This is a genomic window from Rhizobium sp. BK313, from assembly GCF_014193655.1.
GTDB lineage: Bacteria > Pseudomonadota > Alphaproteobacteria > Rhizobiales > Rhizobiaceae > Rhizobium.
This window is the reverse complement of the sequence record NZ_JACHZQ010000002.1, coordinates 205808-229546: the sequence shown is the minus strand read 5'-3', so window position 1 is coordinate 229546 and position 23739 is coordinate 205808. Positions and strand designations below refer to the sequence as shown.

Annotated in this window: 18 protein-coding genes; 6 read left to right on the top strand and 12 right to left on the bottom strand. The window is 59.5% G+C overall.

Translation table 11 applies throughout. The annotated features are described in order from the left end of the window. Positions 1 to 11 precede the first annotated feature (11 nt). Both FHT86_RS13450 and FHT86_RS13445 read right to left on the bottom strand, forming a co-directional pair. Positions 12 to 1628: an AMP-binding protein gene (locus FHT86_RS13450; protein WP_133707310.1), complete on the bottom strand. Its 1617-nt coding sequence runs from the start codon at positions 1626 to 1628 to the stop codon at positions 12 to 14. 8 nt (positions 1629 to 1636) lie between these two features. Next, positions 1637 to 2065 carry a hypothetical protein gene (locus FHT86_RS13445; RefSeq protein ID WP_133707309.1) on the bottom strand — a complete coding sequence of 143 codons (429 nt, stop codon included), beginning with the start codon at positions 2063 to 2065 and terminating at the stop codon, positions 1637 to 1639. 416 nt (positions 2066 to 2481) lie between these two features. On the opposite strand from FHT86_RS13445, the gene FHT86_RS13440 reads away from it, so the two are divergent. From FHT86_RS13440 to FHT86_RS13420, 5 genes are all read left to right on the top strand, one after another. Then, on the top strand, positions 2482 to 4017 hold the full coding sequence (locus FHT86_RS13440; protein WP_133707308.1) for an ABC transporter substrate-binding protein: 1536 nt from the start codon (positions 2482 to 2484) through the stop codon (positions 4015 to 4017). Between the two features lie 83 nt (positions 4018 to 4100). After that, positions 4101 to 5117, top strand: coding sequence for an ABC transporter permease (locus FHT86_RS13435; RefSeq protein ID WP_133707307.1), 1017 nt, complete (start codon positions 4101 to 4103; stop codon positions 5115 to 5117). 2 nt (positions 5118 to 5119) lie between these two features. Then, positions 5120 to 5977: an ABC transporter permease gene (locus FHT86_RS13430; protein WP_133707306.1), complete on the top strand. Its 858-nt coding sequence runs from the start codon at positions 5120 to 5122 to the stop codon at positions 5975 to 5977. A gap of 1 nt (position 5978) precedes the next feature. After that, a complete protein-coding gene (locus FHT86_RS13425) occupies positions 5979 to 7835 on the top strand; it encodes a dipeptide ABC transporter ATP-binding protein (RefSeq protein ID WP_133707305.1) in 1857 nt (618 codons plus the stop codon). A 10-nt stretch (positions 7836 to 7845) separates the two neighbouring features. Then, entirely contained in the window at positions 7846 to 9021 is a 1176-nt protein-coding gene (locus FHT86_RS13420; RefSeq protein WP_312862321.1) for an alpha-hydroxy acid oxidase, read from the top strand. A 60-nt stretch (positions 9022 to 9081) separates the two neighbouring features. Here FHT86_RS13420 and FHT86_RS13415 read toward each other — a convergent pair whose 3' ends face one another. Together FHT86_RS13415 and FHT86_RS13410 are read right to left on the bottom strand one after the other, a co-directional pair. Next, entirely contained in the window at positions 9082 to 9795 is a 714-nt protein-coding gene (locus FHT86_RS13415) for a hypothetical protein (RefSeq protein WP_133707304.1), read from the bottom strand. 210 nt (positions 9796 to 10005) lie between these two features. Then, positions 10006 to 10830 carry a hypothetical protein gene (locus FHT86_RS13410; RefSeq protein ID WP_133707303.1) on the bottom strand — a complete coding sequence of 275 codons (825 nt, stop codon included), beginning with the start codon at positions 10828 to 10830 and terminating at the stop codon, positions 10006 to 10008. Between the two features lie 353 nt (positions 10831 to 11183). On the opposite strand from FHT86_RS13410, the gene FHT86_RS13405 reads away from it, so the two are divergent. Continuing rightward, the gene (locus FHT86_RS13405; protein ID WP_208116650.1) at positions 11184 to 11798 is read left to right on the top strand and encodes a DUF1801 domain-containing protein; all 615 of its coding nucleotides are present in this window, start codon (positions 11184 to 11186) and stop codon (positions 11796 to 11798) included. Between the two features lie 206 nt (positions 11799 to 12004). Here the strand turns inward: FHT86_RS13405 and FHT86_RS13400 are convergent, their stop codons facing one another. The 8 genes from FHT86_RS13400 to FHT86_RS13365 form a co-directional block, all read right to left on the bottom strand. Then, positions 12005 to 12787 (bottom strand): FadR/GntR family transcriptional regulator, encoded by a 783-nt coding sequence (locus tag FHT86_RS13400; protein WP_133707302.1) that lies wholly within the window; start codon positions 12785 to 12787, stop codon positions 12005 to 12007. A gap of 14 nt (positions 12788 to 12801) precedes the next feature. Then, a complete protein-coding gene (locus tag FHT86_RS13395; RefSeq protein ID WP_133707301.1) occupies positions 12802 to 14193 on the bottom strand; it encodes an FAD-binding oxidoreductase in 1392 nt (463 codons plus the stop codon). 157 nt (positions 14194 to 14350) lie between these two features. Beyond that, positions 14351 to 16234, bottom strand: a complete 1884-nt coding sequence (locus tag FHT86_RS13390; protein WP_133707300.1) for an MFS transporter — start codon at positions 16232 to 16234, stop codon at positions 14351 to 14353. Between the two features lie 558 nt (positions 16235 to 16792). Beyond that, positions 16793 to 17992 (bottom strand): MFS transporter, encoded by a 1200-nt coding sequence (locus tag FHT86_RS13385; protein WP_133707299.1) that lies wholly within the window; start codon positions 17990 to 17992, stop codon positions 16793 to 16795. 158 nt (positions 17993 to 18150) lie between these two features. Continuing rightward, positions 18151 to 19254: an ABC transporter ATP-binding protein gene (locus FHT86_RS13380; RefSeq protein ID WP_133707298.1), complete on the bottom strand. Its 1104-nt coding sequence runs from the start codon at positions 19252 to 19254 to the stop codon at positions 18151 to 18153. Next, a complete protein-coding gene (locus FHT86_RS13375) occupies positions 19254 to 21845 on the bottom strand; it encodes a GH116 family glycosyl-hydrolase (RefSeq protein ID WP_133707297.1) in 2592 nt (863 codons plus the stop codon). The genes FHT86_RS13380 and FHT86_RS13375 overlap by 1 nt, the downstream gene beginning before the upstream one ends. A gap of 22 nt (positions 21846 to 21867) precedes the next feature. Continuing rightward, positions 21868 to 22719, bottom strand: a complete 852-nt coding sequence (locus FHT86_RS13370) for a carbohydrate ABC transporter permease (RefSeq protein WP_133707296.1) — start codon at positions 22717 to 22719, stop codon at positions 21868 to 21870. Then, complete coding sequence (locus FHT86_RS13365; RefSeq protein ID WP_133707295.1) at positions 22716 to 23624, bottom strand: carbohydrate ABC transporter permease; 909 nt, start codon at positions 23622 to 23624, stop codon at positions 22716 to 22718. The genes FHT86_RS13370 and FHT86_RS13365 overlap by 4 nt, the downstream gene beginning before the upstream one ends. Positions 23625 to 23739: the final 115 nt, after the last annotated feature.

The following is a 23739-nucleotide window of genomic DNA, read 5'->3' as shown; positions in this document are numbered from 1 at the left end:
AAAGGCTTGCTTCAGCCGCCCTTGCGGATGGCGGCCTTCAGCTTGCGCAGGTCGATTGCCGAACCCTCTTCGACCGCCTTTGCCGCCATGGTCTTTATTTGGCCGCGCTGAAGTTTCTGCGTGGAACTGACGGGCAGCTTGTCGACGAAGACGACGTAGCCGGGCAGCTTGTGGTAGGCGATATAGTCACCGCAGCTCCCGATGAGGCTTGAGGCTCGTTGCATCGGATCGCCAGCGGCCGCGGTATCACCCTCGACGATGAAGGCAAAAACCTCCTCGCCGCGCAGATCGTCAGGCACCGGCGTCACAGCCGATGCCTTGACGGCGGGAAGTTTGGCGAGCGCCGCCTCAACTTCCAGCACCGCAATATTCTCGCCGCTGCGACGCACGATGCTCTTCTTGCGATCGAAGAAGTAGAGAAGGCCATTGTCATCGGCATAGACGACATCGCCGGTGTGGAACCAGCCGCCTTCCCAGGCCGCCTCCGTCGCCTTTTCGTCCTTCAGATAACCGCTGAAGAAGCCGTCGCGCGGATCGTCACCCTCAGCCCGCACCAGAAGTTCGCCGGGCGTGCCCGTTTCGACCGTACCACCGGCATCATCGACGATCCTGTAATCCATGCCGGCGCGGGGCCGGCCGATACAGCGCAGTCCCGGCGTGTAGTCGTCGGCCGCCGTGGTGGTCACGGCGCGGCCACCCGTCTCGGTCATGGCCCAGGCCTCGACGATCGGAATGCCATAGCGCTCCTCGAACTCGATCTTGTGCCGGGCATCGACACCCGGCCCGAGCGCAAACTTCACCCTATGGGCACGTTCCGCCGCAACAGCCGGCATCTGCAAAAGGATGGCCGGAATAACGCCCAGACAATGGATGATGGTCGCGCCGGAATCGGCAATCGACGCCCACCAGCTCTTGGAATGGAAGCGGTCGAGCGGCACGATCGCACCGCCTTTCATGATCATGCCGACCGCCGTGCAGCCAAGCGCGTTCATATGAAACATCGGCAAGGGGGTCAGTGCGATCTCGCTCCCATCTTCCATTCTCGCGACGCCGCCCTGGGTGGTGTACCACTCGGCAAGCCGGATGAAATAGATGTTGGAGAGGATGCAGGCCTTCGGCTTGCCCGTGCTGCCGGAGGTGAAAAGCAGAGCGCATTCGGCATCCGGCCCGCCAGTCTGAGCCTTAAAGGCAAAGGGCGACGGCGGGATTTCTTCATCGACGCCGACAACCGTTACCTTGCCGGGATTGACGTCGCGAAGCTCCGTCAGCCGCTCGGAAATTGCGATCAGGATCGGCGCCTCGGCCATATCGAGCTGAAAGAGAAGTTCGTCACGCCGCAGATCCGGATTGATCGGTACGATCGACACGCCGATGGCATTCAATGCCAGCCAGAAAGTGAAAAATTCCGGCCGGTTTTCCAGAAGCAGGGCGACGCGTGACCCGAGACCATAGCCGGCGGAGGCGAAGCGTTTGCTGAGGGTGGCGACGTCCGCGAACACGTCGCCATAGCTGTAACGGAACCCCTGCGGCGCATAGGTGAGCCCGGCGCTGGCCGGCGCAATCAAGAGGGGCGCATCGGGCATTGCCCGCGCCCTGTCTTCAAACAGCAGATAGGGGGAATGGGTCATTTTATCCTTCAATCGCGCTCGAGAAGACCTTTTATCAGGAACATCTCCGCCTCATGGATCGTGCCGAATTGGATCCATTCTGCGTCTGTCTGCGTTTGCAAGCGCCAGGTCAGCAGCGTGACGACGCATGTGTCGGCTCCCATCCTCAGCAGTTCGCCAGGAATGACCCGCGACATGTTGCGGAACTGCATGGTTTCTTTCGAGCCGCCGACATCATAGTCCACCTGGAAGCGCGCCCGGTCGACATTGAGGCGGACATAGGTCTGCTTGCCCGAGAAAATGGACGTGCCGCAAAACAATCCCGGCTCGATCTCGGTCCGGTTAAGGCTGCCCCATGCCCAGCGCCCCTGCTGCAGCCCGTCCGACATCAATTCGAATGCGACGGCTGCGGGACGCTCCACCATGATGCTGCTGGAATGGCAATGCGGGTCTAGCATCAACGTCCCCTCTCCGAGTTCTCCTCGTCCGATACGATCATTTCGCTCAAACAGCATTTTAAGCATAAAATAATTGGAAAGAGCGTCAACGATTTTTTCAATCCGGCCGGCATCGAGCCGCAAATGTCCGGCAAGGGCGAGCTATGTCCGGCCCGAGCAATCGGTTGAAACGCCGATTTTCTGGGGATTTCCCTCAGTTGGGCCTTCGATCGATCAAAATCATACGATCCAGAAATTTTAGGCTTGAAGTAGTTTTTAGCACGTTCTACGATCCCGCTAATTGCTAAGGGGAAGCCCGCGAAAAAGAGGCTACAAAAGCAAAACAATAAAAGCCCTCGGCAAGATTGCAGGCTTGCGTTCAACAACCGCCGCAGGTTCATCGGTCTCACGCCGATGTGCAAACCAGAGGGATCGTAATGACTTTTGAAATAGACCGCAGAAATCTCCTGCAGATGCTCGGCCTTGCTGCAGTCAGCGGCACAGTGCTGTCGCGGGCAACCTTCGCCTATGCCGCGGATACCGACAGCGTTTCGATCGGATGGCCGAGCGACGTGCCGTCCTGGGACCCAAACCAGCGCTTTGTTCCCGATGCGCAGCCGATCTATAAGCTGGTATTCGATCAGCCGCTCGATCAGGCACCTGATCTGAAGCTGATACCCAATCTCATCACAAAATGGGAACTTGCAGCAGACGGTCTTTCAATGCCGTTCGAAATCCGCAACGACGTCAAGTTCCACAACGGCGACCCGATGACGTTGGAGGATTTCAGCTACACCTTCATCGATCGCGTCAAATCCGGTCTGAAACTCGATATTGCCAATTCCTGGCGCAACCTCACGGCAATCGAGGTCACCTCCCCCACCAGCGGCGTGATGAAATTCAAGGCCCCGACCCCAACTGCGCCGCAGTGGCTGGCATTCCTCGGCAGCTTCCTCGTTCCGAAGAAATACATGGAATCCGTCGGCCAGGATGCGTTCCTGAAGAAGCCTGTCGGCACCGGCCCCTACAAGCTTGTCGACTACCAGATGAACTCCCGCATCGTGCTGGAGCGCAACGACAATTATTTCGGGCAGAAACCGAAGATCAAGAACGTCACGATCGAAATCATCAAGGATCCGTCGGCACGCACTGCCGCCATCCAATCCGGTCAGATCGATCTCACCGTCAACATTCCCGTCCGGGAAGCTGAACGCCTCGGCAAGGTGGATGGTTTGACAGCCGAGATCAATCCGTTCACCCGCATCATCCTGCTGCAGATGCGCAACGACATGGGCTTTGCCGATGAGAATGTCCGGCTCGCTGCCCATCATGCGATCGACAAGGCGGCGCTGTCCAAGGCGTTCTACGCCGGCGCTGCCGTGCCGCTTTCGGTTCCCGCAACGCCCGGGACGCCTGGTTTCGTCGACGGCTACAGCTTCAAATACGATCCGGCACTTTCCAAGGAGCTGCTCGCCAAATCCGGTTTCAGCACCGACAAGCCGGCAACCATTACACTTGCCGCCACCAACGGCCAGTTCCCAAGCGATTATGATATCGCGCGCGCTCTGGTACAGATGTGGGGCAAGGTCGGCATTAAGTGTGAAATCCAGCAGATCGAGTATTCGAAATATTTCGAACTCAATCGTGGTGGCAAGCTGCCGGAAGCGACCCTCTACAGCTTCGACAATGCCACCGGCGATCCCGAGATCTTCTCCGGCTATCTGCTCAACCCGAAAATGCCTTTTGGCGCCTGGAAGGGTATGGAAATCGGCGAGAAGGTTCTCGCCCTCTTCGCCGAGCCGGTCTATGAAAAACGTGTCGCCGGCTACAGGGATCTCGCCAAGGAAGCCGTCGAAACCGGCGCCACCATCCCGCTTCTGCAGAGCGTTCAGACGCTGGTGCGCAAGAAGAACCTCACCTACGTCAAATATGGCAATGCCTGGGTCCTGGGCGATACCATGTCGTGGTCGTAAGTTTGCGCAGCATAGCTTGAGAGACATGGGGTCAGGACCCGTATTCCGGACCCCTTCCTGGCTTCGTAAGACAAGGCATGCGCATGTTTGTGACTATCGCCAAACTGCTGGTAAAGCGCGCCCTCACTGCAATACCAATCCTGCTGATCGTTTCCGCGCTTCTCTTCTGTATCCTGCGTGTTCTGCCCGTCGATCCGGCGGCGATGTCCATGCCGCCCAATGCCACGGTCGACGAGGTCGAGGCAATGCGCAAGGAGATGGGGCTTAATCGACCGCTTCTCGAGCAATATGGCATCTGGCTCGGAAAACTGCTGCATGGCGATATCGGACGCTCGATCCACTTCCGCCAGGATGTGACGTCGCTGATTGGTTCGACGCTGCCCGCCACCATCGAGCTGGCGGTTCTCGCCATGATCGTCGCCACCGTCTTCGGCATTGCCGGTGGGCTCTTCCTTTTCTACGTGCGTGGAACACGCGCGGAGGCGGTGACGGATTTTCTGTCCATCCTGCTTCTGTCGCTGCCGGAATTCCTCTGGAGCCTGTTCCTGCTGCTGATCTTCGGCGTCTTCTTCAATCTTCTGCCCTTCACCGGACGGCTCAGCCCTGGATTCGAGCGCCCGATGGTGACGGGTTTTCTTCTGCTCGATAGTATCATCACCGGCAATCCTGCAGTTTTCTGGGACGCCATCAAGCATATGATCCTGCCGAGCCTTGCGCTCGGTATCGCGCTGTCGCCATCGCTGATGCGCGTGCTGCGATCAAGCCTGCTCGACGCCTATCAGGACGACTACATCCAGCAGGCGCGGCTGCGCGGCCTGTCCGAGAAACGCATCCTCGTCCGTCATGCCCTCAAGAACGCCATCCTGCCGACACTTAGCCTGATGGGCGTGCAATTCGGCTTTCTGTTCGGCGGCACGCTGCTGGTGGAAGTCATCTATTCCTATCCGGGCATGGGCAATTTGATGGTCGATGCGATCCGCAACGCGGATCTGCCGATCATTCAAGGCGCGGGGCTCACCTATTGCGTCGCTGTCCTCGTCATCAATACCGCGGTCGACAGCCTTTATCTCATCCTCAACCCAAAACTGACGGCGCGCTGACCATGAGACATCTTCCCCTCTGGTTGAGATCCGGCCGCGTTCAGATCGGCCTTGTCATCATCGCCATCCTGGCGATCTGCGCCATCTTCGCGCCCTGGATCGCGCCCAACGACCCGAACGAGCAGAACCTGTTGTCGATCCTGACGCCACCGGCCTGGACGGACGGCGGCGATGCAATGTTCCCGCTCGGCACCGACAGCCTTGGCCGCTGCATCCTCTCGCGCCTGATCTTCGGCACGCGCGTTGCGCTCACCGTCGCCTTCACCGCCTCGATCGGCGCAATGATCATCGGCGCGATCCTCGCCCATATCGCCGGCTACTTCGGCGGGTGGGTCGATTGGCTGATCGGGCGCATCGTCGAAATCTGGCTGTCCTTTCCGCCGGTCATCCTGTCGCTGATCCTCATGGTTGGTCTCGGCACGGGTATCCGCAACGTGGTCCTTGCCATCGTGCTCGTCGATTGGACGCGCTTCTGTCGGGTGTTGCGAAGCGAGGTGCTGGTGCTGCGGCGGCGGGATTATGTCGCTGCTGCCCAGCTCGTCGGTTTTTCCCATTGGCGCACGATCACCCGCGAAATCCTGCCCGGCACGCTGCCGCTGCTGATCACGCTGATGAGTCTCGAAATGGGCGTGGCCGTCATCGTCGAAGCCATCCTGTCCTTCGTCGGCATGAGCGTCGGCTCGGATACGCCTGCCTGGGGCCAGATGATCGCCGACGCCCGGCAGAACATCTACGAGGCGCCGCTCAATCTCCTCTGCCCGGTCTTCGCAATCTTCTTCGCAGTCTTCGGCTTCAACATTCTCGGCGACGGCCTTCGCCGCTCCCTCGACACGCGCCTGACGCAGACGGAGAGGACCTGACGTGACTATATTAGCCGCACAGAACCTGAGCGTTGAATCCCTCGGTGGCCCGGAATCTTTCCCCGTCCTGACCGATCTGAATTTCACCCTGGAACCGGGCAAGATCCTCGGGCTGGTCGGTGAGTCCGGTGCCGGCAAGTCGATGATCGGCCGCACCATCTCGCAATTCCTGCCGAGCGGCTTTGCTGTCACCAGGGGCACGCTCAAATTCGATGGAGACGACCTTGTGGCGATGGCGCCGGAGCGCCGCCGCAACCTGCTCGGCCGCGATATCGCCTTCATTCCGCAAGAACCGCTGTCCGGTCTCAATCCGGTGCTGACCGTCGGCCAGCAGATGAAGGAGCATCTGCGCCGCATCGGCCTCGCTCCCGGTGAAGGCTGGCGCCAGCGGGCGCTTGCCGAATTCGAGGCTGTGCATCTGCCACATGGTGCGGCGCTGCTCGAAAAATACCCGCACCAGCTTTCCGGCGGCATGTGCCAGCGCATTCTGATCGCCATGGCTTTTGCCAGCCGGCCGCGCCTGCTGATCGCGGACGAGCCGACCACGGCGCTCGACGTCACCATCCAGGCCCGCATCGTCAAGCTGATCGCCGAGATGCAGAAACGCGACGGCACGGCGGTCATCTTCATCACCCATGATCTGCGCCTGGCTTCGCAGATCAGCGACGAGATCATGGTGCTCTATGCCGGGCGTCCGGCCGAGCGCGGCCCCGCCAAGCAACTCTTCTCGGCGCCGGCGCACCCCTATACGCGCTGCCTGCAGCTTGCCAATCCGACGATCAGCGGTCCGCGCCGCGGGCTTTTCATCCTGCCCGAACGTATGCCTGGCCTGCGCGTGCTTAAGGATATCACCGGCTGCCGTTTCGCCTCCCGCTGTCCCAACGCGATTGCGGCCTGCTCTAAGGCCGAGCCGCCGCTTGCCGAAATAGCGCCCGGCCACATCGCCGCCTGCATCCGCACCGAGAAGACGCCTGAGATCGTTCCGCCGCCGCTGGCGCCGAGTCGCGACGTCGCTACAGCCAAGAGCTACCTCGAGGGCGAGAAACTGACCAAGGCCTATACAGTGTCCTGGAGCCCGTTCAGCAAGCATCCCAAGTTCAAGGCGGTCAACGGCGTCGATTTCACGCTTGGCGAAGGCGAGTTTGTCGGTATCGTCGGGGAAAGCGGCAGCGGCAAGAGTTCTCTGGCGCGCCTGGTCGTCGGGCTGGACACGCCGACCGAAGGCCGCCTCACGCTGGCGGGTCGGGACATCACCGCCAACGGAGCATCGGAAAAGGCCTATCGACGCGACCATATCCAGATGGTGTTCCAGGATCCGCAATCGGCGCTCAATCCGCGCCGCCGGGTTGGCAGCATTGTCACCCAGGCGACCGAGGCAAGTGGCCTCTACGCCGGAAAGCGCGAACGCATGGATCGTGCGGCCGAATTGCTCGCCGAGATCGGCCTGCCGCCGGATGCCGCGATGCGTTTTCCTTCGCAGCTTTCCGGAGGACAGAAGCAGCGCGTCAACATCGCGCGCGCTCTTTGCACGGTGCCGCGAATTCTGGTCGCCGACGAGATCGTTTCCGGCCTCGATGTCTCGGTTCAGGCGCAGCTCCTGGATCTGTTGCTGAAGCTGCGCAACGAACATGGTTTCTCGATGATGTTCATCTCGCACGATCTTTCCGTCGTGCGTTATCTCTGCGACCGCGTGCTGGTTATGTATCGCGGCGAAGTGGTGGAGAGCGGAGCTACGGAAACAGTGTTTGCCAACCCCCAGCACCCCTATACGCGAAGCCTGCTCGCCTCCGTGCCGCCGGACGACGTCCAGGCAGAATGGTCGCCTGTTCTGGCCGAGACAGGCTACCAAGTCGAATAGGTGCGGAATTGTGGCAATAACGGCACGCAGATATTACAGGGGCACCAATGTCGGCCGCGCCGTGACGATCGCGGATCTGCGTGCCATGGCGACGAGGCGGCTGCCCGCCTTCGTGCTGGAATACCTCGAAGGCGGCGCCGAGGACGAATGGACGCTTCGTCGAAACCGTGAGGTCTTCTCGACCATCGAATTCAGCCCAGCGACACTCACCGGTGTGGGCTCGCCCGATCTTTCGACAATGCTTTTCGGCGTCCGGATGCGTCTTCCCTTTCTCATCGCGCCGACGGGATTCAATGCGCTTTATGTTCGCGAAGGTGACAGGCTGCTGGCGCAGGCCGCGGCAAAGGCCGGTGTCCCCTTCACCCAGAGCACCGTTTCCAACATGCGGGTCGAGGAAATCGCCGACGTGGAAGGACTGCATCACTGGATGCAGCTTTACGTCTTCCGCGACCAGGTGTTTGTGGATGAACTGGTGGAACGCGCCAAAAAAGCCGGATGCCAGGCGCTGCTCGTGACTGTGGACGCCGCCACGTTCGGCAATCGCGAATGGGACCGTCGCAATTACCGCCAAGGTATGGAACCGACTCTGCGCAACAAGCTCGATATTCTTGCGCATCCACGATGGGCGCTGTCGGTCATGGCGCATGGAATTCCGCCCTTTGGCAATCTGCTCGATTTTCTGCCGGCCGATCAGCAGAGCTTTGCGCGCACGGCGACGTGGTCGCGTGAGCAGATCGAGCCTCGCCTTCATTGGGATCACATCCGTCACCTGAGAAAGATCTGGCCGCGGACGCTGATCATCAAGGGTGTGGCGACGCTTCAGGACGCGGAACTGGCTGCGGAGGCGGGCGTCGACGGCATTGTGCTCAGCAATCATGGCGGACGGCAGCTCGATGGCGTGCCCTCGCCCGTGTCGGTCCTGCCGGAGATCGCCGGCCGGCTGAAAGGCCGGCTAACGATTCTTGTCGACAGTGGTTTTCGCCGCGGAACCGATATCGTCAAGGCCTTGGCGCTGGGTGCCGATGGCGTCATGATCGGCCGTGCGACGCTTTACGGCCTTGCTGCCGGCGGCGAGGCAGGTGCTGCCCGTGCCATCGCCATTCTCGAAGAGGAAATTCGTCGTAGCCTGGCGCTTCTTGGCTGTGGCTCGATCGCCGAACTCGACCGCCGTTACATCAGGCCCTAGAGCATCCCGATTTCAGGTGGAACCACCCGCAAGCGGATAAGATCCTCTAAATTCAAAAAGCTAGAGCGCTTGCGGGACGATGATCCGCGTCGCCATCGGATAGTGTGAGTTGCCGCCTTCAAAAGGCGGGAAGGTCTTGAAATCTTCCCGCATGGCGATGCGCGCGGGCGATTGCAATGCGACCTGCAGCGCGGCCGGGCTATCAAACATGACCCGATTGCGCTGCATGTGATTGACGCGCTCCCAAGGTAGAAAACCATGCCAATCCACTCGGGACAGAACCTCGATCTGGCGGATTTCCGGGAAAGTCCGCATGAGCTGCGGATGATTGCTGACATAGTGATGCAGCCAGATGTTCAGGTCCTCCGCCGGACCGGTGTAGTGGACCACGTAGCTGCACGGCAACGCGCTCTCCGAGGTGCGCAGCCTGCTGTCGTCGACCGGAAATGGCCGCACATACATGGCCTGTTGGGTCGCTTTTGCGCCTTTGATACTGGTCAGAACGTCCGGCGCTGCAAGCTGCTGCAGATGGCCCGCCCGGCCGACGGCATTTTCAAGGTCTGTCAGTTCATCGAAATAGAGTTGCATGCCAAAGACGGGCGATTGCTCCGTCTTGTTGTACATGTCGTTGGTTGTTTCGGGCGTGTAGATATTGGCGGAGCTGAGGCCCGGCGTTGCCTTGATGATCGCCGCAACGGCTGCGAGGTCCGTTTCGGTGATTGCGAGATCGCCCTCCTCGGTGCTTTCGAAAAAGGCAAGATAAGCAAAAGCCATGTCGAATTCTCCGTGGTCGCGACGAAACGGTGGCGGACTGATTCGGCCCTCCGAGCCCGCCCTGAGAGCTTCAGTATCGGGCGGCACAACTGAAAAAACAAGTTTAAACCTAAACTATTTCGCAAGATGTGATGTCATCTCAAGGTGAACGGCGAATGCCAAGCCGACCGGGTCTCTTGCCCTGCAAGATGGCGCCCTGACAGCGCCCCATCATTTCCACCATTCCTCGCGCCTTCGCCAACTCAAATCGCTTTTTCGACTTTTCCCCGCCGCTTTCCTGTCTCCCTTGAGGTGATCCATGTAACCTCCGAGGATGCTGTTGATGAAAACGTGGGACTTCGTGCGATTTGAACCCAGACGCTTAAAAACTGCCTCGTCGTCCTGTTCCATCTGCTGGGCGATCTTCCAAAAGACAAAGCTGTCGTGGCTTTCTTTCAGCGTCAGAAAATAGCCGGACGTGTAGGTGCATTCGAAACGCTCGACGAAGGTCAATATTTCCTGATGGCGGAGGTTGTAACCCACCCATCCGCATTCCGGATATATTCTTCGGTTCAAGTAGGAGGCTAGCTGGTTTCCCCGAGGCGCAATTTTGTCAACCAGGCCTCGCGGAATGTCCCTATGAGTGACCGTATCGGCGTCAAGCCATATCAGTTGATCAGCCAGCGTCCGGTATCGCCGGATCGCATCGGCAACGGCAAAGACCTTGTTGGAAAAACGAATGGCATCCCACCGGAAATCACGTTCGAAGGAATTTCCAAGCGGACGTAATCCGTTGGCCGGCGGATTCTGCGCAAATTTTTTGCGAAATTTGAGCAAACGCGGGAGGGTTTCATTGTGATCGAAGATTTGAAGGCGACGATCTTTCTCCTCGACATGCACATCCTCTGCGTAGACCAAAAGCGAGATGTCCTTGGGCCAATATTTGAGAAATGTCTCAATGCATTTTTTCCCATAGTCACGATAACCCTTTTCATGAAAGGTCGTCACAACGACGTGTCTTAGCTGTTCTTGTCGCCACAAATTCGGGAAAAGCATCGACGATCAGGCTCCGCAGCAAACGTCATATCGATCGGTATCGGCCATGGGTGATCTCACCCGCGCCGGCTCTGAATGGGATCCCGATATCTAGTGGATTGCCTGCCGCTGACGGTGTCTGAATGTTTCTCGACTATGAATTTTGTGGGAAATCTTGTTGCAAGATGTGACGAGACGGCCGCGACAACGGCCGCATCTGCCAGACTTTTTTGAGGCGTGACCTAGTGGATAAAATCTGAGGCTTGAGTCCGTTTGGGGATTCCGGTGCGGGGCGTGGCATGCGGGTCTGACGCATGCGAACAGGGGTTTCCATCGACATATCCGCATCCGATTGGCTCCGGTTGGAGGCCGTGGTGAGGGACAGCAACGCGGCGCAAAAGCACGTCTGGCGCGCGGCGATCGTGCTGCTGAGCGGCGATCGTCAGCGGACTGTGTCGGTTTCTGGCAAGTCCGGTCGTCTTCTTGATGAGAGGCAGACGCTCGCGGTCCGAGTGCAGCCTGGCGAAATGGAAAAAGGAGACCTTGTCATGAGCGTGCACGAGCAGATCGACAGATACATCGGCAATCAGTCTCCGGCGAAGAGCGAGGAGTTGAGGGATCTGCATCGGCGCATCTTGGAGATTTCGCCCGACGCCAAGCTATGGTTCCTGGATGGCAGGAACGACGACGGCAAGGTCGTTTCAAATCCGAATATTGGCTATGGGTCGGAAACGCTCAGCTATGCCACCGGGGATACGAGAGCGTTCTACAAGATCGGCCTCAGCGCCAATACGTCCGGAATATCGGTCTACGTCATGGGTCTCAAGGACAAGCACTACCTGTCCGAGACCTATGGATCGCGGCTCGGGAAGGCGAAGATCACCGGATATTGCATCAGGTTCAAATCCGTGAAGGATATTGATCTCGGCGTGCTCGAGGAGGTCGTCGCGGACGCCATGGGCCCCGGGTCAGCGGGCGCATCGTCCTAACGTGCCCGGTGGCACAAATTGTTCGTTCACGGCCGACCTGTCCTAACATCGCGGTCACTCAAAAGCCGAGCTTCGCTTTGCCCAGTGTCACCGAGGCGCGCCCGGGCGTGTCTCTCCTATCGTCTGGCGCCCGCTCAAGTCTGCGGCAGGCTCGCCACCCGGGCTTCCAGCGTCAGGCGCGGGCACCAAGTGTTAGATTCCATCCACTAGGCTGGCGAATACCGGCTGCGACGTAGGCGCCGACCGGTCTGCTCTTCCAGGGCTTTTTCCAGAATATTGAGGCGGCGCTCGGTGATCTCGGCAATGGGTGCGGGATCGCCGGCTTCGATGGTCCGCATCATCGTCTCGACAAGTTCCAGCGACAGCACGAGATCCGCGCGGCTCTGCAGGGTCTTGTGGCGCATTGGTTCCACCCATTGTAACAGAAGCTCCATGAGATGCATGGCAAGGCTGTTTCGCGTCGCCTGGGCCAGAGCCAGATCGAACCGCATCGTGGCGATGATGATCGAGCTGATCGCCTCGGGGCTGCTTTTCGCGGCCTCTGGCATCGGCAGCGATTGTCGCCCGAACTCGATCGCGTCTCGCATCCGATCGAAATCAGCATCCTCGGCATATTGTGATGCGATCTGTGCGACCCATGGCAGGATCAGCCGGCGCATTTCGAGCGCTTCGCCCATGTCACCTGGCCTCAGATCCGGCGCCGTCACGATGACATCCAGGGGCACGATTTCGCTCGTAACGAATGCGCCGCCGCCGGAACCGGGCTTCACTGTCAGAATATTGGCCTCGACAAGCAGCTTAACCGCCTCCCGCACGGTCGGGCGGCTGACTTGCATCTGCTCGGCAATACTGCGCTCGGAAGGAAGCTTCGAGCCGAAACGAAAATAGCCCGCCCTGATCGCATCGGAAAGCTGCCGCGCAACCTCCTCGCTGGGGAGCAGCACCCGCACTGGCTTGAAATGCCTGTTCGCCGGCATGTTCTGACGCACGGAGATTGCCCGGCTCAAATCGACAGCACTTTCCCGGTATTGAGGATGTTGTTCGGATCAATGGCGCGTTTGATGCGTTCCATCAGCGCCAGTTCTTCCGGCGTCCGGGATAGCGTGAGATAGGGTTTCTTTTGCAGGCCGATCCCGTGTTCGGCAGAGATTGTGCCGCCCGCCTGCCCGATTGCGCCGAAAACGAGCTCGGTGATCTCCTTATGCGGCTGCGTCTTGCCGGCCGAAGGAATGTTGCAGACGAGATGCAGGTTGCTGTCACCGATATGGCCATAACTGAGCGCGATCGCGTCCAGCCAACGGCTCTTCATGGCCTCTTCGATCTCGCTCACCACCTGGCCTGCGGCGCTGGTGGGCAGTCCGACATCGAAGGCCGTCAGCGGCCCCATCAGCCGTCCGTATTCCGAAACACTTTCGCGGACTGCCCAGAGGTCGCGCGTCTCGCGCTCGGAGGACGGCAGGACAGCGTCAGATACCCAGCCTTCTTCGAGCGCGTCGGACAGGATCTGCTCGAGCATTGCCCGGTTTTCGTCGGCATCGCGACCGCCCGCTTCGATCAGCACGTAGATGCCATGCGGCTCGGAAAAGGCACGGCGCAGATCCGGCAGATTGCCCGTCATGAAATCGTAGAAGCTCGGCCACATGACCTCGAAGGAGATCAGCGCCGATCCCATGCCTAGTCGCGCGCTTTTGAGCAGTTCCAGCATGGATGGGAAATCGGGACATCCACAAAAGGCGCTTGCGAGCGCAGCGGGTTTTGCCTGCAGGCGCAGAACGGCGCGGGTAATAACGCCGAGTGTCCCCTCGGAGCCGATGAAAAGCTGCTTCAGGTCATAACCGGCATTGTTCTTCAGCATCTTGTTAAGCGATCGTACGATCGTGCCGTCGGGTAAAACCACCTCGAGGCCGAGCACATGCTCGCGCGCCATGCCGAAGCGAATGACGCGATTGCCGCCCGCATTGGTGGAGAGATTACCGCCGATGACACAGGAATCGCGGGCGCCGAGGTCAAGCCCGAAGAAAAGCCCTGCTTCCTCTGCAGCCGCCTGGATGACGCTGAGCGGCGTTCCGGCCTGCACGGTCATCGTCGCCATGACGGGGTCGATCTCATCGATACCATTCATGCGGTCGAGCGACAGTGCGACACCGTTTTCGATCGGTCGGGCGCCGCCTGCCAGTCCCGTCAACCCGCCTTGCGGCACGACCGGTACCCGGAAGCGATCACAAAGCCGGAGCGTTGCCGAGACCTGCTCGGTCGTGCGTGGGCGTACCAAGGCGAGCGGCACGACAGGCTCAAGCCCGGCCCAGTCATTGTGGAAACGTGTCGGGATATCGGCACCGAAAAATACGTCGCCGCCGAGTTCGTCCTTGAGCGATTGAACGAAGTCTTCTCTCATCAAATCATGGCCTCGATTTGCCCGAAAAATAATGGTCAATTCTGATACCAGATTTGGTAAGGAGTAAATACCATAAGGCGGCGCGGCGTCGGAAAATGACTGAACGCAAGCGGCAAAAAGCCCGGCGGAATGGTCGCGCCGGGCTTTTCATGCGTTGCTATTTGATGGCGTTGAGGTCGACGCCCTTGGTGTCGCGGATAAAGATAAGGCCGATGACCAGGCTCATTGCCGCAACCGCGATCGGATACCAAAGGCCGTAATAAATATCGCCCTTGGCGGCACTCATCGCAAAGACCGTTGCCGGAAGCAGACCGCCGAACCAGCCGTTGCCGATATGGTAGGGCAAGGACATGCCGGTGTAGCGGATGCGGGTTGGGAACATCTCGACCAATATCGCTGCAATCGGACCATAGACCATGGTCACATAGATGACGAGAATGGTGAGAATGGCGATGGTGAGCGGCCAGTTTACCGCATTCGGATCGGCGACCATTTTGAACGCACCGCCGTTCGGTATCGTATAAACGGGCATTTCCGTTGCCCCGGCGGCTTGTTCCGCAGTGAGCAGCTTCGCCTTGATGAGATCGGCAACCGGAGTGACCGTTTTTTCGCCGGCGCGGATTGCCGCCGCGTCCAGGCCGAGTTCAGGGTTTGCGGCGATGAAGCCATCCAGCTTGACATCCGGAACTTTGGCCGGATCACGTACGAGCGGGAAACCGGCCTTCTGCAGAGCGAGGTTCAGGTCATGCGTGAAGGCCGCGTTCTTTGCCGCAGCGTCCGCGCCCGCGGTGACGGCATTGAATGAAGTGACGGTCGTATCGCCAACCTTGACCGTCGCCGGCTGTCCGGCAGGACCATCGACGACCACATAGGGGACGGAGCTTTTCGACAGGAACGAGGTCGCAATGTCGCAGGAGTTGTTGAATTTCGCCGTGCCGACCGGATTGAACTGGAACGTGCAATCGCCGGGTGCTGCGCTGACGGTGGCGCGGATCGTTTGTTCTGCCTGGGCGAGAGCCGGGTTTGCTGCGCGGGTCAAGGCGTTGAACAGCGGGAAATAGGTCAGGATCGCCAAGGCAAGGCCGGCCATGATGATCGGCTTGCGGCCGATCTTGTCGGACAGCCATCCGAACACCACAAAGAAGCCGCTGCCGATCAGGAGCGCGATGGCGATCATGATATTGACCGATTGGCCATCGACCTTCAGCACGTTCTGCAGGAAAAACAGCGAATAGAACTGGCCGGCATACCAGACGACCGCTTGACCGGCCGTAAGGCCGAGAAGCGCTAGCAGAGCGATTTTGGCATTCTTCCACTGCCCGAAGGCTTCCGACAGCGGCGCCTTGGAGCCCTTGCCCTCTTCCTTCATCTTTCGGAACGCCGGCGATTCACTGAGCGACAGCCGAATCCAGACAGAAATACCAAGAAGGACGAAGGACAGGATGAAGGGGATACGCCAGCCCCAGGCAGCAAAGGCGTCCTTGCCAAGCCAATTCTGCACCACCAGGATGACGATGAGCGACAGGAAAAGTCCGAGGGTCGCCGTCGTCTGTATCCAGGATGTGTAATAGCCGCGCCGGTTGTTGGGCGCATGTTCTGCGACGTAGGTCGCCGCGCCACCATATTCGCCGCCGAGCGCAAGACCCTGCAGCAGGCGCAATGCGATCAGGATCACCGGGGCAACGATGCCCCAACTGGCCGAGCCGGGCAGGATACCGACCAGGAAGGTCGACAGGCCCATGATGGTGATCGTGACCAGGAACGTATATTTGCGGCCGACGAGATCGCCGATCCGTCCGAACACCAGCGCACCGAAGGGCCGGACGAGAAAGCCGGCCGCAAAGGCGAGCAGCGCGAAAATATTGCGGGTTGCCTCCGGATAGTCGCTGAAAAAGGCCGCACCGATGAACACGGCCAAGGAACCGTAAAGATAAAAATCATACCATTCGAAAACAGTTCCGAGCGAAGATGCAAAGATCACCTTCCTCTCTTCCCTGGTCATCCCCCGACCAGAAGTCTCACCCACAGACGTGGTTACCATTTTTATTCCTCCCAATTGCACCAAGGGCATGGCCGGCCAGACCCGTGCCATGTCCTCCCATGTTGACACCGCGCGCAGGCTCCCCAGCCGGTTTGGCGCGGTAAACCTCGCGCCGGTGAATGCTCCCCGGATTTCCTCCCCCCGGGGTCACGCACCTGATGCACAAGAGAAGTGTTGACCAAAAATTGAAAAATGCAATGCCCGCAACTTACGTCCACCGTCTAAAATTGTGTGTAAGGCGATGAAAGGGGAAAGCCAGGTCTGATACGTCGCTGATCCTCGCGACCATGGCTGAAAGATAGCAGGCCCGGTTTCGACCATATCCACGTGAGAGGGCTCCCGAGGAGCCATCGCCTCGTGGCCAGGGGATTGGCTGCAAATCTATCTTTCCGCGTCGCTGAACCCGGATTGGACGGGCTGAAATCCGGATTGGACGAGACATCCTTTCCAGCAGACGCTAGGACCTGACATTTGGTGATCGGCTCTACGCGGGGCCCTCCTTCATGTCTATGGGGCCGTCACCATTCCGATCACCGGCGTCGACGCTTCCAACTCGGTCTATGCCGGTTGAAGCCTGACGCGCTGCAATGGTGGAAAGGCAAGCGCAATGGCGACTGCACCGAGCCCGACCATGGACGATCCGATGAAGAGCCAGGAATAGTTCCCGAACGTATCGAAGATCCAGCCGCCGGCCAGCGGACCGAACGCCATTCCAATGCTCGACAACATCGTTGCCGCGCCGAAAACGGTGCCGATGACGCGCGGTCCGAAATACTCGCGCGCAAGCACCGCATAGAGAGGCATGACCCCGCCATAGGCGCTGCCGAAAATGACGGCGAGCGCATAGAATTCACTGAGCTGGCTGACAAAGAGATAGGTCGCGAGCGCGAGCGCCTGCACGAACAGGCCTGCGACCAGGACCGGCTTAACGCCGAGCCTGTCTGCGAGTGTGCCATATAAAAGCCGGCCGCCAAGCCCCGCCAGCCCCTCAACGCTATAGATGCTGACAGCCGCCATCGGTGCCACGCCACAGATCGTCGCATAACTTACCATGTGGAAGATTGGTCCTGAATGCGCCGCACAGCAGGCAAAGAAGGTCCCCCCGAGAACGAGGAATTGCGGCGATCGGAATATCTGTCCAAGTGGCACGTTAGGGCCTTCCGCCGCAGTATCAGCAGCTGGACCGGATGCAGCCGCGGGCGGGCGTCGCACAAACAGTGCCGCCGGCACCAGCAATATCCAGGCCATAATACCGATGAGCATCATGGCTGTCTGCCAGTCATAGGCCGAAATGAGCCACCGGGCGAACGGCGAAATCGTCATCGGCGCAACGCCCATGCCGGCAGAGACCAGCGAAACGGCCAAACTGCGGTTTTCCTCGAACCATGCGGTGGTGGCCGCGATCATCGGCGCGAAGAATGCGCTGGCGGCAAGGCCGACGAGAATGCCGTAGGTCAGTTGAAATTGGAGGAGTGATCCCGCTCGGCTCGCCAGGACAAGCGCAAGTCCCAATAATACCGCTCCCGTCAATACGACGATGCGAGGACCGAAACGGTCGCTTGCCGCGCCCCATAGGAAACCACCGAGACCCATCACCAGGAAATTAAGCGTCATCGCGCTCGCGATGCCGGCATGCGACCAATTGGTGGCGGTGGCGATCGGTACCTGAAAAATAGCCAGTGAAAACATCGCGCCAAGTGCAACACAGGTCATCAGTGCGCCGGCGGCCACGATGACCCAACGATAGGAAACGTTCATATCCGCTAAACCCCATATTGTGCGATCGATCTTAAATACGGAATGGACGGTCCTGTTTCGCTGTGCCATCCATCACCTAAAGACGCTCGGGCCGGCGTAATTTCGACATGCTCCCTTCATTTTATTCGCCCGGCGCTCCACGAAGGTTGCCCGGCGGATCAGTTCATATAAGCGCTTCGCCAATCGCTGCTTGCTCCAACGACCCATCCACTTTCATCAAAAAGGTGAACGAACGGCTCGCGGATGGCGACGGGGATGACATCGCCGGCTTTTGCGCGGCTGATGCCGCGCTGGGCGATCGTGAAGGGATAACCAGTGCCCATCTCGGCATGGATGATTGTCTCAGCGCCGAGGATCTCGGTGCCGTTGACGCCCACCTTGAAGGCACTTTCACCGATTTCGGCGTGTTCGGGCCGGATACCCAGCGTAATCGGCGCTCCGTCCGAAAGGTCGATCATCCGATCACGCAAGGGGACGGGTGTGCCATCGTCCAGCATGATGGTGATCTGATTGCCGCTGCGCACAACCTTGCCCTTGAGCAGGTTCATCGGCGGTGCGCCCAGAAAGCGGGCGACGAACAGATTGGCTGGCTGTGCGTAAAGCTCGATGGGAGAGCCTACCTGTTCGATGCGCCCTTCGTTCAGCACCACGATCTGGTCCGCCATGGTCATGGCCTCGACCTGGTCGTGGGTGACATAGACCATGGTCGATCCCAGACGCTTGTGCAGGCTGATGAGTTCGCCGCGCATCTTGATGCGCAATTCAGCGTCGAGATTGCTGAGGGGCTCATCGAAGAGGAAGGCCTTCGGCTCCTTGACGATGGCACGGCCGATCGCGACACGCTGGCTCTGGCCGCCCGAAAGCTGGCTGGGACGTCGCGCCAACAGATGCTCGATCTGCAGGATTGAGGCCGCCTTCGCGACGCGTGCGGCGACCTCCTGCTTGGGCAGCTTTTGATTTTCCAGGCCGAATTTCAAATTCTGTTCGACGCTCATATGCGGATAGAGAGCATAGGATTGGAAAACCATGGCCATGCCGCGTGCCGAAGGCAGGAGATGGTCGCAGCGCGCGCCATCGATGCGGATTTCGCCCGACGTCACCTCCTCAAGGCCGGCCATCATGCGCAGAAGCGTCGATTTTCCACATCCCGAAGGCCCGACGAAGACGGTGAATGAGCCATCGACGATACTGAGATCGATGCCATGGATGACCTCAAAACTTTGAAAAGCCTTGCGGACCGATTTGAGTTCAATCTCCGCCATTACGCCAGCGCTCCGATTTCGATCGACATACCTGCTTCGATCGACTGGCGTTCCGTAAACCGGATGATCCGATCGTCGACGGCAATTTCGGCGACCTCCAGGCTGCCGCCAAGGACGGTAAGATTGATCTTGGCACCCCTTCGCGTCAACGTACCGAAACCCTTTCCGGCCGACCAGAAGAGGCGATAGTCGCCATCGCTTTTCGGAGCGAAAGTAAGCTTGCAGGCGACGAAATCAGCTTGCAGTCCTGAAAAGGCGTTGACGAGCTGCCAGGCCGACATGGAGCGGGCGTAGTAGGAGCCGCATTCGATATCATTCCATGGATTGCGCCGCCGACCGTCATGGCGATTGCGGGCGCCGCGGACAATGTCCATTCCCTCCTCGATCAGGCCATGCATGATGAGATGCGAGGCCGACATATATTCGATGCCGGTCCAGACTTCCTCGGCATAGGGTGCCGCTACCATCGGTTGGCGAATGCCTTCCGGATAGGTGGCGATCAGCAACCCGGCTTCGTCCTCATAGGCGTAGTTGCGGCAGGGATTGAAATGGTTCTCCAGTGTCGGGCGGAAATTGTTCGCATGCACCGATTTCAGTGCCGTCTTTACCTTCTGCGCATCGAGAAACCCGCCAATCCCGGCAACTTCGGCATGCCACTGGCCGAGGATCTGGTCGGAAATGCAGCCCTCGCCCATCTGGTATTTCAGTTCGGAAAACTCATCCGACCAATAGGTTTCCATGAAACCGTCGGCGAGCACGCCGGCCGCACGACCGACGTCGAAGGGGATCAGCACACCCTTGTCGGAAAGATCGATCTTCTGGATGAACCAGCGTCCGTTGAAAAGCGCGCTGTCGATATAGGCAGCCCCCGCCTTGCCCATTCGCGTCGTCTTTTCAGCGAGTGCAGCCTCGCCAAGTACTGCGGCCATCTCGGCAACGCCGAGGAGAGCGGCCACATACATCGTGCCCAGCCAGGAATTCGGTCCGAACAGCTCCATGTCGAGCGTCTGATGCTGACGGCCCGACAATATCCCGGTCTCGTCCGGATCCCAGCGGTCGGGATTTTCCGGCGACCAGGCATATTCGATGGCGCGTTTGACGTTCGGCCAGTAGCGGCGAAGCCAGTCGGTATCACCCGATAGCTTCCAGTCGCGATAGGTCTTGATGATCGCGCCGAAATGCCCGTCCGCGCAGGGGCCGATCACGTCGAAACCGGAGCCGAGCGGCAGCTTCTGACGGAAGGTCAGCCCGCCCGACGGCAACTGATTGTAAGTGAATTCGGTTTCCCGCAATGTTCGCTCGATCGCCGGAAAGAGATGCGATAGCGCCTGTTGGTAGTTCCAGACGTGAGTACAGGACCCTTCGCAGGAGCCGTCATTGGTGTGCTGCCCTTCCCAGGCCCAGAGCTCGCCATTCTCCAATCGAATGCAGGTCGCGGTGCGCAACAGCGCCAGGGTCGAACTTGCTGCATCCTTCACTTCGCCTGGCAGCGTCGTATCGAACAGGCCGTCACGGAAGGCGATCGTTGCCCTCGTAAGGTCGTCCCAGCGTCGCAGTGCTTCTGTGGCGCTTGCCGTCGAATCCGCCCATTGCGTTGCGTAGTAATTCTTCCAGCTCGGCGTCGGACGGTCCGGGATGACGCCATCGGGCTTGTTGCGATAGGCCCAATAGATATCGCCATCGGTGAAATTCCAGGAGATGACGAAACGCACGCTCTTGCGGCCACCAGCCGGCACGGTCACGCGCGCGCCGAGCGTGCCATGCTCTGGCTGCAGGCTCATGTGTCTCGATGTGCGCGGCTGGTCGTAATGCCGCTTCGGCAGGCGGCCGGGGCGCGCGAATTCCTTCCAGTAGACCGCAAGATCGTCGAACCACTGGCCGCGATAGTGATGATCGGTGTGATCGACATCGCCGGCATCCGTGGCGATGGTGAGATCGCCACGCTGGGTTGGCGGCAGATCCTTATCCGAAGAGGTCAGGTGCAGGCTGCTCATGCCGTTTTGCTGGCGGAAGGTGTGCGTGCCGCTGTTCGATCCGTAGTTTCCGAGCGTGCCGGCAAGCGTATAGGTCAGCTCGTCCGCCGTATCGTTGACGATCTCGAATTCGAACATGGCCACCGGCATCGAAGAGTCTCGGTCATTGTGCGGAATGAACGGGCTCATCGCCGTCATCCGCACCCCGCCGGGGAAGCGCTCGTCTTTGAAGACGAGATCGGCAGTCGGGAAGCGGCCATAGAAAGCGACCTCGCGGAAATGCGGCACGCCGACCAGCGTTTGCCGGTTCGCACCATGGCCGAAGCCGTCAAACATCTTGCGAAGGCCGGGTGCGCCGGAGGGATTGAGGTCGTAGGGTCCGTTAAGCACACGGGCGTCGAGCAGCTCACTCCCCTTTTCAGCCTTGATCGCGAAATGCGAATAGCCGTTATAGCCCTGAAGCGCCGGCCGGTTTCGGATCGACCAGTCGATCAGCCGCCCGCTGCCGGAGATGGAAAATCCGCCGGAGCCGATGCCGCCGAGCGGAAAGGCGATATAGCGGGTGCGCTCGCCCTTATAGGCAAAACGCGGTTCGATGGAGGCAAGGTCATCCCACATATCGGTACAAGGTCCCCAATGGTTAGTTTTTGATGCCGCTCATCGTGATGCCTTCGATCACGAACTTCTGAGCGATGAGAAAGAGGAGCACGACGGGCAGGATCGACATGCTCATGGCCGCCATGACGACGGAAAGATTGCCCGAGGCCAGGTAGCCGCGCAGCATGTCCATGGCGACCGGCAAGGTCAGCGACCGGTCGCTGCTCAGAAGCACTTTCGCCTGAAAATAATAGTTCCACGTCTGCGTGAAGGTGATGATGCCAAGCGCCGAAAGGGCCGGCCGCAACTGCGGCAGCGATATCCGCCAGAAGATCTTGAAATAGCCTGCGCCATCCATCAGCGCGGCCTCTTCGAGCGCCTTGGGCTGGCTCAGCATGAATTGCCGCACGAGAAATATGCCGAAGCTCGAGGTCAGATACATCAGCGCCAGCCCGATCGGCTGATCGAGCAGGCCGAGCCGGGCGTAGCCCAGATAGATCGGCAGGATGGTGACCTGCGCCGGGAACATCAGCCCGATCAGCAGGATGAAGAACAGCACATCACGGCCATGAAACCGCAGCCGCGCGAAGGCAAAGGCGGCAAGCGTGCAGGTGATCATCTGGCCGACGGTCACGATCACAGCGATCATCACCGAATTGAAATAGATATGCAGGAAGGGGACGCGCGATTTCAGCACTTCGCGATAGTTGCTGAAATCCAGATTGGGCGGCAGAAAACTCGGCGGCAGCTTGTAGGCGTCACTCACCGGCCGGAACGACATCGAAAACAGCCACATAAACGGTAGCAACATGCCAAGCGCGAGCGCTGCCATCGTGGCGATGATTGCCCAATCGATCCAGCGTTTGGCGGCGCGTGTCTGCATCGCATTGTTCATTGCTGCACCCATCGACGCGAGAGGAATTGCTGGATCGCCGTGATGATGAGAATGATGATCGTCATGACCACCGAAATCGAGGCGGCATAGCCGATCTGGAAACTGCCGAAGCCCTCCTCGACAATGAGGATTGAAAGCGATCGTGTGGAATCTCCCGGGCCGCCCTGGGTCAGGATGACGATCGATTCGAACACTTGCAGCGCCCCGATCGAGGCGTAGACGATGCAGAAGAACACGACCGGCGAGATGTAGGGCAGCGTGATGCGAAAGAACTGCCGCCAGGCGGACGTTCCATCCATGACCGCCGCCTCGATGATATTCTTCGGCACGCCCTGGAGTGCGGCAATGAAGACGATCATGAAGAAGCCGGTATTTTTCCAGACGTCCATGATGATGATCGAGGTCATCGCCTGATTGGCGTCGGTCAGCCACCGCACGCCCGGCAGGCCAAGCAGGCGGATGTAGTAGTTGATGACGCCCAGATCGTCGCCGTAGAAATAGCCCCAGACGATCGAGACGAAGGCGGCGGCGATGATGACCGGAAGAAAGAAGGCAAGCCGGAAGAGATAGAGCAACCAGCTCGGCATCACCCGGTTGAGCGCCAAGGCCAGGATCAGCCCAATGGAGACGTTGAAGGTCACGGCGAACAGGGCAAAGCGCAGCGTGTTCCAGAGGATCTGCAGCGACCGGCGGTCGGTGAAAAACTGCACGAAATTGTCGAAGCCGACCCATTGCGAACCCAGCATCGGATCATAATAGGCAAAGGCGAGTATGCTCGTGACGACTACCGGCGCGATGACGAAGGTCATGTAGAGCACGGTTGCCGGCATCACGAAAAGATAACCGGTGCGAGCCTGCGCGCGGCTGAGCTCCGACGGGCGGCGTTTTTCGGCGATGGTGTTCATCGTGGAAGGCTCGACGGGTAAGGAGTGAAGAAATATTCGCTACCGCCGCGCCTGGGACGAGGCGTGCCCTGCGGCACGAGCCATCCCAGGCGGACGATAGGCGCTCGATCGGCAG

Bases quoted from the DNA above. Each gene is read 5' to 3' on its own strand.
- FHT86_RS13450 (WP_133707310.1), bottom strand. From the start codon at position 1,628: ATGACCCATTCCCCCTATCTGCTGTTTGAAGACAGGGCGCGGGCAATG.
- FHT86_RS13445 (WP_133707309.1), bottom strand. From the start codon at position 2,065: ATGCTAGACCCGCATTGCCATTCCAGCAGCATCATGGTGGAGCGTCCC.
- FHT86_RS13440 (WP_133707308.1), top strand. From the start codon at position 2,482: ATGACTTTTGAAATAGACCGCAGAAATCTCCTGCAGATGCTCGGCCTT.
- FHT86_RS13435 (WP_133707307.1), top strand. From the start codon at position 4,101: ATGTTTGTGACTATCGCCAAACTGCTGGTAAAGCGCGCCCTCACTGCA.
- FHT86_RS13430 (WP_133707306.1), top strand. From the start codon at position 5,120: ATGAGACATCTTCCCCTCTGGTTGAGATCCGGCCGCGTTCAGATCGGC.
- FHT86_RS13415 (WP_133707304.1), bottom strand. From the start codon at position 9,795: ATGGCTTTTGCTTATCTTGCCTTTTTCGAAAGCACCGAGGAGGGCGAT.
- FHT86_RS13410 (WP_133707303.1), bottom strand. From the start codon at position 10,830: ATGCTTTTCCCGAATTTGTGGCGACAAGAACAGCTAAGACACGTCGTT.
- FHT86_RS13395 (WP_133707301.1), bottom strand. From the start codon at position 14,193: ATGAGAGAAGACTTCGTTCAATCGCTCAAGGACGAACTCGGCGGCGAC.
- FHT86_RS13390 (WP_133707300.1), bottom strand. From the start codon at position 16,234: ATGGTAACCACGTCTGTGGGTGAGACTTCTGGTCGGGGGATGACCAGG.
- FHT86_RS13385 (WP_133707299.1), bottom strand. From the start codon at position 17,992: ATGAACGTTTCCTATCGTTGGGTCATCGTGGCCGCCGGCGCACTGATG.
- FHT86_RS13380 (WP_133707298.1), bottom strand. From the start codon at position 19,254: ATGGCGGAGATTGAACTCAAATCGGTCCGCAAGGCTTTTCAAAGTTTT.
- FHT86_RS13375 (WP_133707297.1), bottom strand. From the start codon at position 21,845: ATGTGGGATGACCTTGCCTCCATCGAACCGCGTTTTGCCTATAAGGGC.
- FHT86_RS13370 (WP_133707296.1), bottom strand. From the start codon at position 22,719: ATGAACAATGCGATGCAGACACGCGCCGCCAAACGCTGGATCGATTGG.
- FHT86_RS13365 (WP_133707295.1), bottom strand. From the start codon at position 23,624: ATGAACACCATCGCCGAAAAACGCCGCCCGTCGGAGCTCAGCCGCGCG.